Here is a 15425-nt window from a genome sequence, read left to right on the forward strand (position 1 = left end):
GCGGCCGCTCTTTGGTGCGGTCCTCGCGCGGGGGGGGGGGGGCGGGCGGCCGGCGGCCCCCCCCCCCCCCCCCCCCCCGCCCGGCGGCCAGGACGACACCCACCGCTCGCCGACGTGCAGATCCGCCTTCTACGGCCGACACGCCCCGCTGCGCGCCTGAGCTGCGGTCCAGCCCGTGATCAGAGTGCCGCAGACGGGCTGCCCTGCCCTGTCCGGGCGGACGGGCTACTGCCAAACCACACAGACCGCCCCAAGATCGGGCCGGTCGGCCGCTGTGAACAACGCGAGTGCGCCGTGCAGTGCGGCGCGAGTGAAAGGAGTACAGGAATGTCCTCTACGGTGCGCAATGGCTTCGCGTTCGCCGCGATCACCCTTGCCCTGACCGGCGGCCTTGCCGTCACCGGCCCCGCACACGCCGAAGTACGTGGCACACAGCCCGTGGCCGCCCGGACCTCAACCGTGGTGCCGGTGTCCCACAACACCTCGGCCGCCAACAGCGTCAGGAAGATCCGCACCAAGGGCACGCAGGTGGCCCTGCGGGAGTGCCCGCGCACGAGTTGCCGGGCCGTCACGCGGGTGTCCCATGTGACCCTGCGGGCGTTCTGCCAGACCAACCGGCACACCACCAAGGTCTCGGGAAACAAGTGGTGGACGAAGGTCACCCTGCTGTCCGGCAGCGACCCGGCCTGGGTGAGCAACCACTACGTCCGCGGAGCGGCCCCCAAGGTGCCCCACCTGCCCGCTTGCTGACAGCCAGCCGGCCGCCAACCCCTACGAGCTGCACTTCCTGCCAGGAGACAGACATGCGCATACCGTCCCACCGCACCCGAACTCTCAGCGCCCTGGTCCTGACCACCGGACTGCTCCTCACCGTACCCGTCATGGCTGCTCACGCGTCCGTCGGAACCCAGGCGCCCAGGCCGACGGCTCAAGCCGCCGCCGTGCACCCCTGCACCTACCGCTCCACCGTCGGCTACACCTGCGACTACTACTACGGCACCGCGACCATCAGCGAGGGAAGCTCCAACACCGCTGCCGTCAGGGAAATCCAGGACATCATCAACGTGCACACGGACTACCCCATCCTGCTGTCCGTCGACGGCAGCTTCGGCCCCAACACCCTCACCGCGGTCAAGTGGCTCCAGAGTCACCACCACATCACCGGCGGCGCGGACGGCATCGTCGGCAGCCACACCTGGGACTACCTGCGCCGCTGACCAACACCCGGCACAGCAGGATCACTGCGGCCCGTCGACAACGGCATCTCGCCCTGACGGCCCGGCCGACACGATCGCGAGCACTCGACGGCGCCGGATCGGGCGGCCACACCGCCCCACCCGGCGCCGTACCTCGCATACGCACGGACCGCTGCTGGTGCCGCGTAGCCGACGCGCACCGCACAGACGCCGATGCCACGTCACCAGCCCACCGTGCCGATGACAACGCCCACACAACGGGAGAGAACCTGATGACCACAAGGAAGATGCCGGCCATGGCATGGGGGACGTTCCACCTCACGCGCATGGTCAAGACCGCCCGGATCACGGCGACGGGAGTCGCCGTCGCTGCCCTGCTGATCGGCGCTCAGGCCACCACGGCCGCGACACCTCAGACGACGTCCGCCGGTCAGACGGTGGCCAGCACGTGCGGCCCCAGCGTCAATCCCAACCGCTACATCCCCCGCAAGAGGCGGCACAACGGCCCCGCGACGTGGATCGGCAACACTCGGATACAGCTGCGCTACGGCGACACACGACGCGGGGGACCGCGCTACTACTGGGCCCAGATCACCGGCGCCGGCCGGGGCGACACGGTCACCCTCTACTGGGACATCGACTACGGATCCTGGCGGGACAGCGGTGCCTGCTCGGCGACCGTGCACTCGGGAGGAGGGCAGAACACCCGGGCCGTCAAGTCCGTCCACGGCCACGGCTTCTATCTGGAGGCGCAGGCGTGCGGCCATCACGCCGACCGAACCAGGTGCACCCCCTCGCGCCCCTGACCCACGTCCAGCACGTAGTGATCCAGCTGACCGGTGACCGGCAAGGCAGCCGCTCACCCAGCGCCCGGACCAACTGCACATCGTGATCAAGGGCGATCAGGGTTCTTGCGTGCGGGCCTCCGCCGAGCGGTGCCCCGCAGCCGACGCCGGGCCGGGCCTGCACCTGCCCGCCCGGTGTCACCCCGCCCGCCCAGCACGCACTGACCGCTCACGCCCGCGTGTGAAAGGAGCCCCACGCATGAACCCCGGCAAGCGCCGCGCCACGGTGCTGGAATTCGAGGACTACGTCCGTACCCGGCACGACGCTCTACTGCGCAGCGCCCGCCGCCTGGTCCACGACCCCCTCGACGCCCAGGACCTCCTGCAGATCGCGCTGTTACGCACGTACGGCCAATGGGAACGCATCGCCGACAAACGGCTCGCCGACGCCTACCTGCGCCGCGTCATGATCAACACGCGCACGGAGTGGTGGCGGGCACGGAAGCTGGAGGAGATTCCGACGGCACACCTGCCTGAGACGTCCGTCAAGGACTCCAGCGACCAGCACGCCGACAGGGCCCTGCTGACGGAAGTCCTGAAGGCTCTGGCCCCCAATCAGCGCAGCGTGGTCGTGCTTCGGTGCTGCGGGCAGATGACCACGGACGAGACCGCCGCCACGCTCGGCATGGCCCCCGGAACGGTCAAGAGCACACTGCATCGCGCGCTCGCCCGACTCCGTCAGGAGATCGCACGTCGCGACCCTGACACTGCATCGACGTCAGCCACGGGACATACATGAACAACGGCCTGCCGGCCTCGATGCCGTCCCGCCGGCCGGGCCTCGGTCATGGTCACGGCCGAACTGCACCTCGATCGTGAACTCGGCGGCACCCACCCGAGCACGCATTGATTCACGCGGCGGATGGAGAGCACGGGCCGCGGCCTGCGCCGCTCGCGGAACGCGGGTCCGCCGGGCCGCCGTGCGGAGGTTCAGGCGCTCTTTAACAGACGGCAGGTGATGGCCAGCCCGGTTTCGCGGGTGAGTTGCCCGGGCAGTCGACGCCCACTCGCTGTACGGGAGTCGCGCCAGGGGCCGTTAACCACCTCTGTCCCCTGGCGCTGGCAGAATGCCGTCACCCACCGCCTGCCGATCTGCGCGCCTGCGATCGGCGGGCGGGCCGCGGAGGCCTCCGGGCACGCCCGTACGTTCACACCGGTCGCCCACACGTACAACTGGGGGTCCGACGTGGTCGCCTGGGCCGACGTGGGGAGCGGCAGGGGAAGCGCCGCGGCCGTCGCGACGGCGCCGGCCGGGATCGCGCGCCGCAGTGAACGCGCCGCCGCGCGCAGGGTGCTCGTCATGGTCGTCTCCTTGCTCGGTAGCTGTTGCGAGGCGGGGTTGGCCGAGCTGACGGCGGAATGGGTTCAACCCTCCGCGTGCACCCCAACTCTCATATGGATAAGCTGATTTGACTGACCGACAAGCGCCAACCGCGCTGAAGCATCAGGCCCCCTGACGGGAGACAGCAGCACGTGGACACCACCGGACCAGGCACCGCCGAAAGCATTGCCGCACGCTTCCATGACGTCGACTCGTCCGCCGTCCCCGAGGACTTCGTCGCCTATCTGTGGAAGATGGAGGAGAGCGAGAGCGGCCGCGCGGTGAGGGAAACCACCTACCGCGCCCTGGACGCCGCCGAGGGCAAGGGAGTGGACGTCGGGTGCGGCGCCGGCCGCGCCGTCGCCGACCTCGTACGGCTCGGAAAGGACGCCGTGGGGGTCGACAGCAGCCAGGCCATGGTCGACGCGGCCCTGGCCAGGTTCCCGCACTGTCACGTCGTCAGGGGCAGCGCCTTCGAGCTGCCGTTCGAGGACGGTGAACTGTCGTGGTACCGGTCCGAGCGGACCTTCCTCCACTTCGGCGATCCCGCCGAGGCGCTGGCCGAGGCCCGCAGGGTGCTGAAGCCGGGCGGGACGATCGTTCTCGCGGACCCCGATCTCGGGTCGATGGTGGTGAGTTCACGGATCCCGGAGACGACCGGCGCGGTCAAGGGCGCGTTCTGCTCGGCCGTCCCGAATCCCCACGCCGGCACCCACAGCGCCTGTCACCTCGCCGACGCCGGATTCACCGGCATCGAGGTCGTACCCGTCATGGCGACCCTGAACGACCACGCGTCCGCGTTCGACGTGGTGCTGGAGCCGGCCCTGACGGCGGCTCTCGCCCAAGGCGCCGTCAGCGAGGAGGAGGCGGCGCGGTGGAAGGACGACCTGAGCGATCTCTCCCGCCGGGGCGCCTTCACCGCAACGGCGATCTTCTTCGTCACCACGGCCCGCCTGGCGTCGTAAGGACGGACAGGGCCTGGTAGTCGGGTCGCTCGGGGATGCAGGCGGGTGGCCCGGGGATGATTCTCCCGGGCCACCCGACGAACCCCTCAGTCGGCTGAGCGGAGCCGCAGCCGTTCCCGGAGCACGTTCTTTCGGACCTTGCCGGTCTCGTTGCGCAGCAGTACGGGCAGGAGTTCCAGGCGGGACGGCATGCACCATTCGCTCATGCCGAGCCCGCCGAGCCAGTCTCGCAGGCCCTCGAGGGTGGGCGTCCCCTCCCCCGGGACGACGACCGCACAGGCGAGCTCGCTGCCGTGGCCGCCCGGGTAGCCGACCAGGGCGACATCCCGTACGTCGGGGTGGTCCAGCAGTGCCGACTCGACGTCACTGACCGGGATCATGATGTCGCCGATCCGGTCTTCGGCACGGCCGTGCAGCCGGATGCCACCGCGGCCGTCCGGTGCCGCGAGGTCACCGGTGTCGTACCAGCCGTTGTCGTGCTCGGCGAGCACGGACAGCCGGCCGTCGTCCCGGCCCCAGGTGGCCAGGCACAGCGAAGGGCTGCGGACGAAGAGACGCCCGGGCTGCTCGTCGCTGATCGGGTGGTCTGCCCGCAGATCGATCTCGTGGCCCGGGGCGCAGCGCCCGACGGTGCGGCCGGCCAGGTCCTGGTGTTCTCCGGAGCGGGTGAAGATGTTGGGGCCCTCGGTCATGCCCCAGCCCACGTCCAGCGGGATTCCGAAGGTCTCGGTCACCCGGCTGAACAGCGGCTGAGGAACGATGGTGCCTCCTGCGCGGATGACCCGCACGGTGGGCAGTCGCAGCGACGTGCGTTCCATCGCGTCGATAAGGGTGGAGAGGGTGACCGGGACGATGACCATCCAGCTGACGTGGGCCTGGGCCAGGAAGGGGATGACGGCCTCCGGCTCCCAGCGGTCCGTCATGACCGCGCAGGCCCCGCGGTGCAGCGGCATGAAGAGCCCCATGGTGAGGCCCACAATGTGCGTCGCCGCGTTCGGTGAGTAGACGCGGCTGTCGGGGCCGATGTCGTCGATGGCTGCGAGGGGGGCGTACCAGGCGTACGAGGTGTTGAGGGTGTGCAGCACAGCCTTCGGCTCGCCGGAGGTACCGGAGGTGAACAGCACCAAGGAGACCCGGTCCGGGTCCACGACGGACGGATCCGGCAGGTTGCCGTGCTCTGTCTGCTCGAAGTACTCGCGGAAGTCGAGGTCCCCGTCGTCCCCGTCGGCGGTTCGCTCGCCGAGCACCACGCGGTGGCGCAGTGCGGGCAACCGAGGTGCCATCTCGGCCAGCGCCGCGGCGTGCTCGAAGTCGTCCCACCGGTCGATGGTCACGCAGACGACGGCATCCAGCCGGCGGAGCATCCGCTCCAGCTCACGGGGGCGGAACGCGCACATGATCGGCGCGGCGACGGCCCCGAGCCGTGCGCAGGCCAGTGCCAGCGGTCCGACCTGCCAGAGGTTCGGCAGCTGCATCGCGACGACCTGACCGCTGCGCACACCCAGCGCGTGCAGGGCGCCGGCGAAGCGGTCCACGTACTCGGCGTACTGCGCGTAGCTCAGCTGTAGGGTGCCCCGGCGGGACTCCGACACGAGAAGGGCGGGGGCGTCGGGGGTCTCATCACGCCACCGCGCCAGGTCGTCCAGGATGGTGTCGGCGCGCCAGTGGTCCTCCTTGCGGTACTGCTCCACGGTGGTGGCGGAGGGGCGCAACGTGGTGATCGGGTTCACGATTTTCACTTCCAACCAGAATAAAATTGTGGTCTATTCCTGCCGCTCAGGGTGCGCACCCACTCGTACAGGCCGGGGCCCGGTATCCGGCGTCGCCCGCGTTGGCGCAGAGCCGTTCGAGGACGGAGAGCCCGCGCGGCCCGGCGCCGATCACACACACGACGACGGCAGCGCGGGCGGCACCCAGGAGGCCGGGTCCGGGTTCGGTCATTCCACGCCCAGCCCGTCGCGCCAGCTCGGCCGCAGCGGCTTCCAGCCGAGTTCCCTACGCGCCCGGGCGTTCGACGCGCCGGCCGCCGAGGTGAGCTGGTGGGTCATGTACCAGCCGAACATCCGCAGTGCCATCTCCACCGGGATCGTGCGCGGCGGCGGGGCGTCCAGCGCCTGGGCGTAGTGGGGCAACCACTGTGCGGCCGGGGCGGGTTCGTCGTCCGTGATGTGGAAGGCGCCGGTGGCCTCCGACTCCACGGCCGCCACCGCCGCGCCCACGGCGTCGTCCACATGCAGGAAGGAGGTGACCCCGGCCCCGCCCTCGGGCAGCGGGAACCGCCCCGCGAGCACCCCTTGCGCGGATCCGCCGCCGGTACGGGCGTACGCGGTGCCGGGCCCGTACAGCGACCCGTACCGCAGCACCGCGCCGCTCAACTCCGGCTCACCGCCCAGTACTTGCGCCTCCAGGTCGGCGACCGCCCGGACGGTGGCCTTCCAGCCGGGGTCCGGGGCGTCCACGTACAGGGGTACGTCCTCGTCGACGACTGTGTCGCCGGTCGGTGCGGCGGCGAAGGCGATGGACTGCGCGACCAGCCGCCGGGCACCGGCCGCGCGGGCTGCCGCGACCAGGTTGGCGGTGCCCTCGGTGCGCAGTCGCGCAGTCTGGGTGAAGGCGTCCACCGGGTTGTCGAACATCGACCGCAGCGCCGTCAACTGATGGACGACCACCTCGGGACGTGCCTCCGACACGGCGGCCAGCACCGCCTCCCGGTCGAGGGCGTCGGCGACCACGATCGCGTCCGCCTCCGGAGCGCGGGCCCGGGACTCCTCCCGTACCAGCGCGCTCACCTGGTGTCCCCGCGCCCGCAGCGCGCCCACCAGGGGATGGCCGACCACGCCGGTGGCTCCTGTGACAAGTATCCGCATCGCGTTCAGTCCTTCGGGTTGTCGTGAGCAAGGGGCGTGCGTACGCGCATCAGCAGGCGGCACGCCTTGTCGCCGCGTAGGCAGGTCTCGGCGCGGTTCTCCGTGAGGGTGACCCCGAGCCCCTCTGACCAGCGCGCGTGGATGTCGGTGCACGGGCACCGGTAGCCGTCCAGTGAGCCCGCCATCCGCACCATGGTTGCGGGTGTCGCCCGTGACGGGCAGCGGGCCGGAGAGACGGCCCACGCGCTGTCCGACGTGCGTCGCGACCCTGCGCAGCGCCACGGCGTTGAGCCCGTTCGCGGCCTCCTGCCCGAACCGGCTCGCCACCCCCTGGTACCAGTTCGCGTCGTGCTGCCACCACAACCGGTACGCCTCGCTCGCCCGGGCGCGGTGATTGACGTTCTCGGCACCCGTACCCGTACCCGTACCCGTACCCGTGCTCATCGCTGCTCCCGGGCGGCGAAGCGGTCGCGCATCACCCGTTTGAGTACCTTGCCGGTGGCGCCCTTGGCGACGTCGTCGGTCTTCATGCGCAGGGCGCGGGTGACAGGGGGGAATCCGACGGTCCGGAGCGCTGTGTTGACCCGCAGGGTCAACACGTCGTCGCCGTCGGCGCGGTCCGACAAGAGCTCCCGTACGGAGTCGGTGGTGATGATCCCGTCGGCCCCGCCTGCCACGAGCGCCCGCAACAGGTCGTCCCACTTGGCGGCGGGGACGATCGGACCGTCCGAGACGCTGTGGTCGAGCGGGATGAGCAGATGCCGGTCGTCACCCGCGAGCGAAAGTCTTCTCAAGCGTAATTGTTTGCCGGTTTCAGCATGGGTAGCGAACCTTCCCGGACTGCGGGCCGCATTGAGAGATCCGAACCACGACATTCCGATGCGATTCTCCGTGTCCGAAAAACGATGACTGTAGAACTTTCAAGTTAACCGGTCATGAGCATTCTCGCGTGACAGCTCTTTGGCAAGGCGTTCCAGAGGAAATTTTTATACGAATCTCTGCATGAACATTGACAGGATGTCGACAGGCCGTGTGGGGTTGACTACGTCCGCACCGGCTGTTTCATATTTTTTATGCGAATAAGTCCGTTCTGCCGCCTGGTAGCCCATCGGACGCCCTGTCGCCTGGCCGCCCGTTCAGGGAAAGACCATCTTGCCGAAATCGATTTCTAATGACTAAGGGGACGTCCCCGCTCCGGTTCGTGTTCTACGCGACGTCATCCACGCCTCCACTCGGAACCCGGAACCGACCCCCCACGCTCGAATTTCAATTGATGACCGCCGACGCGAAACCGGCATTCTCACCTTCCATGAACAAAGAAGGCCGCAAAGACCGAGAAGACTGCAAAGGTGGCGAATAGCGTCCGGATTGGCCGCCGGCCTTCGAGACCGGCAGGACCTCGGGCAGACCGCAAAGCGAGGACCCGCTCCGCGAGCAGGAGCGCAGGCGGCCACCCCGCAACAGGAAGCGGCCTTCGCCGGCAGCCTGGACAGTGTCGGCCATCGGCCATCGGCCAACATGAACGTGAACTGCTCTTCGCCCGGCATGAGTTGCTGGGAGCCGAGCGTCTGGCCTGGCTCTCCGCGCTCACCCGCTGGAAACTGCAGGAGGATGTCGGCGAGGACGAGTACACCTCCACCCTCGAGCCGCCCGTACCCACCGGCCTTGCCCGACTCACCGGCCCGCAGCAGGCCTTGGCCGACTTCCTTCACGTCGACCCGCACCTGTCTCGCCGCGGCTGCCCGCAGCCGACGATCGGGGCCCGGGGCCGGCCCGCTCGCCATGGGCAGCCATCCCCGCCGCCCACCAGGCGTCATGCACCGGCATGAACCTCCCTGCGGAACGCCCCTGTTCGAGGGCGGTGGTCCCGGGAAACGCGCCGGGCTCGCGGTCGCCAAGATCGAGACCTCGACGCCGTCATCAGCCGTCGGCGACATCCGTGCGCGGCTGTCGGTAGGGCCGCACCGCGCGGCGCGCTATGGCAAAACGGTGCGTCTCCGACGGCCCGTCGTAGATGCGGAACGGCCGCACCTCCCGGAACAGACGGGCCAGCGGGGCGTCGGCGGCCGAGATGCCGAGGGCTCCGCAGATCTGCACCGCCCGGTCGACCACCCGGTTCACCGCCTCCGCCACGAAGGTCTTGGACACCGAGGTGAGCTGCGAGGCGTTGCCGGAGCCGGTGTCCACCTCCCAGGCGGTGCGCAGGATCAGGGCGCGGCTCGCCTCGATGTCGATCTCGGAGTCGGCCAGCATCTGCTGGACCATGCCGAGGTCTCCCAGCGCCGAGCCGAACGCCATCCGGCTCCCCGCCCGCTCCAGCGCGATGTCCTGGGCGCGGCGCGCCGCTCCCAGCCAGCGCATGCAGTGGGTCAGCCGGGCGGGACCGAGCCGGACCTGGGCGCCGTCGAAACCGTGGTCCACCGCGCCGAGCACCTGTTCCTCCCTCACCACGCACCCGTCGAAGACGATCTCGCTGTGGCCAGCGAAGAGCGACTCGTCCAGGGTCTCGATGGTGCGGACAAGACGCATGCCGGGGGTTCCGGCGTCGACCAGGAACATGGTGGCGCCGCCCGGGTCGCCGGGGCTGCCTGAGGTCCGGGCCATGACAATGGCGAAGCCGGCCCCCTGGGCACCGGTGATGAACCACTTGCGCCCGTCGAGACGCCAGCCGCCGGGAACCCGGGTCGCGGTGGTCCGCAGGGAGCGGGGGTCGGCACCCGCTCCCGGAGCCGGTTCGGTCATGGCGAAGCAGGACCGTGTCGCGCCCGCGGCGAGCGGACGCAGATACTTCTGCTTCTGTTCTTCGGTGGCCACCTTCTCCAGCAGGTGCATGTTGCCCTCGTCCGGGGCCGCGCAGTTCAGCGCCAGTGGTCCGAGCAGCGAGTAGCCCGCCGCTTCGAACACCACCGCCTGCCCGCGCAGGTCGAGCCCGTGTCCGCCCCACCGCGTCGGTACGTGCGGAGCGAACACGCCCGCGTCACGGGCGGCCTTCTGCAGGGATTCCCGCAGGGCCTCGGGGGCGTCGTGCACGGACCCGCCGCACTCGCGCTCGGCCGGAATGACCACCTCGCGAACGAACTCAGCGGTCAACACGGCAAGTTGGGCGACATTCGGATCGACATCGAACTGGATGGGCACGGGACCTCCCGCCGAAGGGCGTACGGGCATCGGCTCCCGTCGCGGCCTAGAAACTGTATAGCGTCTTCAGTATCTTGCCGGGAAGCACCCGCCAACGGGAAGACGACGGGAGAAAACCCATGCGCCCGACCGCGAGCACCGGACCGGTCCGGATCGTCCGCCACCCCGACGGAGTCGTCGAGCTGAGGCTGGACGATCCCGGGCGGGGCAACGCCCTGGATCTGCGGACGGCCGAAGCACTGCGGGACACGACCTGCGAGGTGGCCGCGGAGCCGGGCGGCGCGGTCCTGCTGCGAGCGGCGGGCGGCAGCTTCTGCGTAGGCGGTGACCTCCGCGCATTCGTCGGTCGCAACGCGGAGACCGGCACCTACGTGCATGCCGTGGCGAGCGCCGCGCACACCGCGGTACTGGCCCTGCACGAACTGCCGGTGCCGTTGGTCACCGCGGTGCGCGGCGCGGCCGCGGGCGGCGGGATCGGTCTCGCCCTCGTGGGCGACATCGTCCTGGCGGCCCGATCCGCGCGGTTCCGGCTGGCGTACACGGCGATCGGGCTCACGCCGGACTGCGGGGCGTCATGGTTCCTTCCACGCCTGGTCGGACCCCGCAGGGCGGCGGAGCTGATCCTGACCAATCGGGTCCTGACCGGCGACGACGCCGAACGGTGGGGCCTGGTCTCCAGATCCGTTGACGACCAGGAGCTGGACGACACAGCACACCGGACCGCGGCCGATCTGGCCGCCGGCGCCACTGGTGCGCTGCGCGCTGCGAAGGGTCTGCTGCGTGTCGACACCGGTGACGAGCTGCGCCGCCACCTCGCCGAAGAGGCGCGGTCGATCGCCGCCCTGGCAGACGGCCGCGAGGCGCAGGACCGCATGGTGTCGTTCCTTGCCACGCGCGGCCGCCCGAAGCCTGGCGCCGACCGCGCGGCGGCCAGGGAATCGGAAAGTGTTTCTTGAGTCCCTCTTCACTAACCCGCATGCCGGGGCGTAACCTCCGGGCAACACAGAACCGAGGAACCGGTCACCACAGAACCGGGGAAAAGGTGTGGCGATGCAATCTGCTGCCGTGGACCTTCCGGACGCGTCCGACGAGCCCCTCACCGAAGCCGTAGTCGACCTCGTTCTGCGTGGTATGTGGCGCGGTCGGCCGGAGTCCGAGCACCGCCCCCTGGTCGACGCGGGGCTGGCGATGGTGAAGGGGCCGGTGGTGCTGCCGACCGAGCGGGCCAAGGCCGCCGCCTCGCGGATCCTGCGGGTTGCCGCGGGATCCGAGCAGGAGGAGCGGATCACCGCGGCGTACGAGGCGTTCCTGCCGGTCAACCGAAAGATCCGCGACGTGTGCACAGCATGGCAGTGCCGCCCGGACGGCACCGCCAACGACCACTCCGACGACGTCTACGACGCCGGGGTGCGCGAGTCGCTGGAAGACGTGCACGAGGCCATCCAGCCCGTGCTGCGCCGGCTGGACCGGGTGCTCACGGGCAGCGGACGGTATCTGACCGCCCTGGAAGACGCCCTCGACCGCTTCGACGACGGCGCGGTGGAGTGGCTGGCCTCGCCGCTGTGCGACTCGTACCACACCGTGTGGATGCGGCTGCACCAGGAGTTGCTGCTCGTGCTGGGGATCAGCCGGGCCGAGGACGAGGCCCGTGAAGAGGAACTGGTCGCAAGGAGCCGGGGTTGAGCGTCACCGACCGCGAGGCGGGCCCGTTCGGGCAGTCCGAGGCGTCCCTCGCACCCTCCTGGACCCCCGGCCGGAGCCTGGTGCCCTACGGGCAGGGTCGGATCCGGGGCCTCGACGCCGCTGAACTGGGCGCGCACGGCGCGGCGATGGACCGGCTGGTGGCCCTCGGCCTGCCGGTCGTGCCGGGGCTCACCGTGCCCGCCGGCACTGCCACGTCGCTGTGCGAGGCCGACACCGCCGAAGCCGCCGTGGAGCTGGTCGAACAGCTCTCGGGGCGGCGGATCGGGGACGCGGCCCGGCCGCTGCTGCTGCGCCTGTCGGCGAGCGCGCCGACCTGTTCCGCGCACCGCGTGCCGGTGGCCCGGATGGCGGCAGCACACAGTGCCCTGCGGGAGCGGCGCGACGACAGCGGGAGCACACGATGACGAGCACCGTGACCGACGGCACGGCCCTGTCGGACACCGAGCTGGAGGACCTGCGCGAGACCGTTCGGTCGGTGTGCGCGGACGCCGGCGGCACCGCCGCGGTACGCAGGCTGTCCGAGGAGGCCCCCGGCGTCGACGCCGGGTTGTGGGACGCCCTCGGCCGGCAGGTCGGCCTCGCGGCCCTCGGTCTGCCCGAGTCCGCCGGCGGCATCGGCGGGCTCGCCGAGATCGCCGCCGTCTGCGAGGAGTTGGGCAGGACACTGGCACCGGTGCCCCTGCTGTCCTCCACCGTGCTGGCCGGCCAGGTGCTGACCGGCTGCGGCACCGCCGACAAGGCGCTGGCCGAGCTGGCGGAGGGAACCGTGCATGCCCTGGCGGTGGCCGCGCCCGACGGGACGTGGCGGGCCGACGCCGTACCGGTTGCCGTCTCCTGGCAGGGCGGCGTCCCCCTCCTGGACGGCACCGTGCCGTTCGTCCTCGACGGCGCCGACGCCGAGGCGCTGGTGGTGGCCGCGGCCGGGACCGACGGCGTCGACCTCTTCCTGGCCGACCCGCGCGCGCCCGGGGTCACGGTGCGCCGGGTGCCCACCCTGGACCTCAGCCGGGGCCAGGCGGTGGTCACCTTCCGCGGTGCCAGAGCGCGGGCGCTGACCGCCGGCGGCGAGGGGGTGGACGTCGTCTCCCGCGCACTGGACGTGGCCCTGGTGGCGCTGGCCGCCGAGCAACTGGGCGGCGCACAGGCCGCCTTGGACATGACGGTGGCCCATGTGCGCGCCCGTACCCAGTTCGGCAGGGCGATCGGCGGCTTCCAGGCGGTCAAGCACGCCTGCGCCGACATGCTGCTCCAGGTCGAGGCCGCGCGGTCGGCCGTAGTGCGCGCGGTCCTGGCGGACGGCTCGCCCCGGGCGCTTGCCGAGGCGGCAGCGGTGGCACAGGCGTGGTGCGGCGAGGCGTTCGTCTCCGTCGCCGCCGAGTGCGTCCAACTGCACGGCGGCATGGGCTTCACCTGGGAGCACGACGCACACCTGTACTTCCGGCGCGCCCAGTCCGACGCGGTCCTGCTGGGCGGCGCCGCACACCATCGGGAACGGCTGGCCGACCTGCTGGGCTGGTGACGTGGAAGAAGGGAGGGAACATGATCACCAGGCTCGTGGACGAGTCGCTGTTCGAGAACCGGGAGAATCAGGAGTACGGCGAGGGGGAGGCACCGCGTCTCGTGGGCGCGCGCTGCTCCGGGTGCGCCACCGTCGTCTTCCCCCGGCAGGACACGTGCCCCAGGTGCACGGACGGGGTGATGTCCGCGCATGTGCTTCCGGTGAGCGGGCGGGTGTGGTCGTGGACGCTCCAGGCGTTCGCGCCGAAGCCGCCCTACCGGGTGCCCGCCGGAGGCCACCGGCCCTACCACGTCGGCTATGTGGACCTCGGTGAGGTGCTGGTCGAGACGCTGCTGGCGGTTCCCCGCGCGGAGATCCGGATCGGTCTGCCGGTCCGGCTCACCCTGGTGCCCGCGTACCAGGACGAGGACGGAACCGAGGTAGTCACCTTCGCGTTCCGCCCGGAACAGGACGGGGAGCGATGAGCCGGTCCGACGACGTGTACGTGGTCGGATGCGGGATGCATCCCTTCGGCCGCGACGAGAGCGTCAGCGGAATGGACATGGCAGAGCGTGCAATACGCGAGGCGCTGGCCGACGCCGGTGTCGGCTGGGAGGACATCGGCTACGCGGCCGGCGGCTCCGACGTGTCCGGCAAGCCCGACACACTGGTGGGCCGCCTGGGCCTGACCGGCGTGCCCTTCGTCAACGTGCAGAACGGCTGCGCGACCGGCGCCTCCACCGTGCTCGCGGTGGCCAACGCGCTGCGCGCGGGCGAGGCCTCCCTGGGCCTTGCGGTCGGGTTCGACAAGCACGAGCGGGGCGCGTTCCACGTCTCCGCGGCGCGCTACGGCCTGGGCGACTGGTACGCCGAAACCGGCATGATGCTCACCACCCAGTTCTTCGCCCTCAAGACCCAGCGGTACCTGTACGAGCACGGGATCTCGGAGCGGGCGCTGGCGATGGTCGCCGCGCGGGCCTTCCGCAACGGCTCGCACCACCCCCTGGCCTGGCGGCGCAAGCCGCTGACGGAGCAGGAGATCCTGGACTCGGCCGAGGTCAGTCCGCCGCTCACCCAGTACATGTTCTGTTCCCCCGGACAGGGGGCGGCGGCGCTGGTTCTGGCGCGCGGCGACCGCGCCTTCGACCTGTGCGAACGGCCGGTGAAACTGGCGTCGTTGGCCTTTCGGACCCGGCGGTTCGGTTCGTTCGAGGTGTTCTCGCCCTGGCTGCCGCCGGGACCCCACCACAGCCCCAGCGTCGATGCGGCGGAGGCGGTCTTCCGCGCGGCAGGCGTGGCGCCCGCGGACGTACAGGTCGCCCAGTTGCAGGACACCGACAGCGGCTCGGAGCTGATCCACCTGGCGGAGACCGGGCTGTGCGGTCACGGCGAGCAGGAGGAGCTGCTGGCCGCCGGGGAGACCGATCCGACGGGCCGGATACCGGTCAACACCGACGGCGGCTGTCTGGCCGGCGGGGAGCCCGTCGGCGCCTCGGGTCTGCGTCAGTTCCACGAAGTTGTACGGCAGTTGCAGGGCCGGGCGCCCGGTGTGCAGGTGCCGGGGGCGCCCCGGGTGGGCTTCACCCATGTGTACGGGGCGCCCGGGATCAGCGCGTGCTCGGTCCTGACGGTGTGAGAGGCGGCGGGCGAAGCATGCGGCACGGCGGGAGAACAGCGCTGGTGACCGGCGGGGCACGTGGGATCGGCCTGGAGATGTGCCGACAGCTCGCGGACCAGGGGCTGCGGGTCCTGGTCGGGGCGCGCCAACGGAAGGCGGCCGAGGAGGCGTGCCGCGTCATCGGCCCGGCGGCACTGCCGCTGGCCCTGGACGTGACGTCCGCGAAGAGCGTCACGGAAGCGGTCCGGGAAGCGACGGGGCTGACCGGTGGGA

At 70.9% G+C, this 15425-nt stretch carries 19 protein-coding genes; 13 read left to right on the top strand and 6 right to left on the bottom strand.

Going from position 1 to position 15425, the window contains the following annotated elements; translation table 11 throughout:
* The first annotated feature begins 327 nt into the window (after positions 1–327).
* From ACIBTS_RS34010 to ACIBTS_RS34025, 4 genes are all read left to right on the top strand, one after another.
* The gene (locus ACIBTS_RS34010) at positions 328–750 is read left to right on the top strand and encodes a hypothetical protein (RefSeq protein ID WP_399324560.1); all 423 of its coding nucleotides are present in this window, start codon (positions 328–330) and stop codon (positions 748–750) included.
* A 53-nt stretch (positions 751–803) separates the two neighbouring features.
* Complete coding sequence (locus ACIBTS_RS34015) at positions 804–1217, top strand: peptidoglycan-binding protein (RefSeq protein ID WP_399324562.1); 414 nt, start codon at positions 804–806, stop codon at positions 1215–1217.
* 251 nt (positions 1218–1468) lie between these two features.
* Positions 1469–2002: a hypothetical protein gene (locus tag ACIBTS_RS34020; protein ID WP_399324563.1), complete on the top strand. Its 534-nt coding sequence runs from the start codon at positions 1469–1471 to the stop codon at positions 2000–2002.
* Between the two features lie 238 nt (positions 2003–2240).
* On the top strand, positions 2241–2780 hold the full coding sequence (locus ACIBTS_RS34025; RefSeq protein WP_399324565.1) for a SigE family RNA polymerase sigma factor: 540 nt from the start codon (positions 2241–2243) through the stop codon (positions 2778–2780).
* Between the two features lie 191 nt (positions 2781–2971).
* On the opposite strand, the gene ACIBTS_RS34030 is transcribed toward ACIBTS_RS34025, so the two are convergent.
* Positions 2972–3343, bottom strand: coding sequence for a hypothetical protein (locus ACIBTS_RS34030; protein ID WP_399324566.1), 372 nt, complete (start codon positions 3341–3343; stop codon positions 2972–2974).
* Positions 3344–3514: 171 nt separating this feature from the next.
* On the opposite strand from ACIBTS_RS34030, the gene ACIBTS_RS34035 reads away from it, so the two are divergent.
* A complete protein-coding gene (locus tag ACIBTS_RS34035; RefSeq protein WP_399324568.1) occupies positions 3515–4327 on the top strand; it encodes a methyltransferase domain-containing protein in 813 nt (270 codons plus the stop codon).
* A gap of 86 nt (positions 4328–4413) precedes the next feature.
* Here ACIBTS_RS34035 and ACIBTS_RS34040 read toward each other — a convergent pair whose 3' ends face one another.
* The 3 genes from ACIBTS_RS34040 to ACIBTS_RS34050 form a co-directional block, all read right to left on the bottom strand.
* A complete protein-coding gene (locus tag ACIBTS_RS34040; protein ID WP_399324570.1) occupies positions 4414–6057 on the bottom strand; it encodes an AMP-binding protein in 1644 nt (547 codons plus the stop codon).
* Between the two features lie 207 nt (positions 6058–6264).
* Positions 6265–7194, bottom strand: coding sequence for an NAD(P)-dependent oxidoreductase (locus ACIBTS_RS34045; RefSeq protein WP_319672398.1), 930 nt, complete (start codon positions 7192–7194; stop codon positions 6265–6267).
* 5 nt (positions 7195–7199) lie between these two features.
* Entirely contained in the window at positions 7200–7379 is a 180-nt protein-coding gene (locus tag ACIBTS_RS34050) for a hypothetical protein (RefSeq protein ID WP_399324573.1), read from the bottom strand.
* Between the two features lie 17 nt (positions 7380–7396).
* On the opposite strand from ACIBTS_RS34050, the gene ACIBTS_RS34055 reads away from it, so the two are divergent.
* On the top strand, positions 7397–7588 hold the full coding sequence (locus ACIBTS_RS34055; RefSeq protein WP_399324575.1) for a hypothetical protein: 192 nt from the start codon (positions 7397–7399) through the stop codon (positions 7586–7588).
* 46 nt (positions 7589–7634) lie between these two features.
* Here the strand turns inward: ACIBTS_RS34055 and ACIBTS_RS34060 are convergent, their stop codons facing one another.
* The gene (locus ACIBTS_RS34060) at positions 7635–7988 is read right to left on the bottom strand and encodes a hypothetical protein (RefSeq protein ID WP_399324576.1); all 354 of its coding nucleotides are present in this window, start codon (positions 7986–7988) and stop codon (positions 7635–7637) included.
* Between the two features lie 1126 nt (positions 7989–9114).
* Positions 9115–10332, bottom strand: coding sequence for an acyl-CoA dehydrogenase family protein (locus ACIBTS_RS34065; RefSeq protein ID WP_399324577.1), 1218 nt, complete (start codon positions 10330–10332; stop codon positions 9115–9117).
* Between the two features lie 119 nt (positions 10333–10451).
* Between ACIBTS_RS34065 and ACIBTS_RS34070 the strand changes: the two genes are divergently transcribed.
* From ACIBTS_RS34070 to ACIBTS_RS34100, 7 genes are all read left to right on the top strand, one after another.
* Positions 10452–11288, top strand: coding sequence for an enoyl-CoA hydratase/isomerase family protein (locus ACIBTS_RS34070; protein ID WP_399324578.1), 837 nt, complete (start codon positions 10452–10454; stop codon positions 11286–11288).
* Positions 11289–11382: 94 nt separating this feature from the next.
* Positions 11383–12015: a hypothetical protein gene (locus ACIBTS_RS34075; protein WP_399324579.1), complete on the top strand. Its 633-nt coding sequence runs from the start codon at positions 11383–11385 to the stop codon at positions 12013–12015.
* On the top strand, positions 12012–12440 hold the full coding sequence (locus ACIBTS_RS34080; protein WP_399324580.1) for a hypothetical protein: 429 nt from the start codon (positions 12012–12014) through the stop codon (positions 12438–12440). The genes ACIBTS_RS34075 and ACIBTS_RS34080 overlap by 4 nt, the downstream gene beginning before the upstream one ends.
* On the top strand, positions 12437–13555 hold the full coding sequence (locus tag ACIBTS_RS34085; RefSeq protein ID WP_399324581.1) for an acyl-CoA dehydrogenase family protein: 1119 nt from the start codon (positions 12437–12439) through the stop codon (positions 13553–13555). Before ACIBTS_RS34080 ends, ACIBTS_RS34085 begins: the two co-directional genes overlap by 4 nt.
* 20 nt (positions 13556–13575) lie before the next feature.
* Positions 13576–14019 carry a Zn-ribbon domain-containing OB-fold protein gene (locus ACIBTS_RS34090; RefSeq protein WP_399324582.1) on the top strand — a complete coding sequence of 148 codons (444 nt, stop codon included), beginning with the start codon at positions 13576–13578 and terminating at the stop codon, positions 14017–14019.
* Positions 14016–15170 carry a thiolase family protein gene (locus tag ACIBTS_RS34095; RefSeq protein ID WP_399324583.1) on the top strand — a complete coding sequence of 385 codons (1155 nt, stop codon included), beginning with the start codon at positions 14016–14018 and terminating at the stop codon, positions 15168–15170. Before ACIBTS_RS34090 ends, ACIBTS_RS34095 begins: the two co-directional genes overlap by 4 nt.
* 44 nt (positions 15171–15214) lie before the next feature.
* Positions 15215–15425: SDR family NAD(P)-dependent oxidoreductase (locus ACIBTS_RS34100; RefSeq protein WP_399324584.1), on the top strand; the 211-nt coding region annotated here is incomplete at its 3' end.

The sequence above is a fragment of the Streptomyces sp. NPDC050121 genome (assembly GCF_044460385.1).
Lineage (GTDB): Bacteria > Actinomycetota > Actinomycetes > Streptomycetales > Streptomycetaceae > Streptomyces > Streptomyces soliscabiei.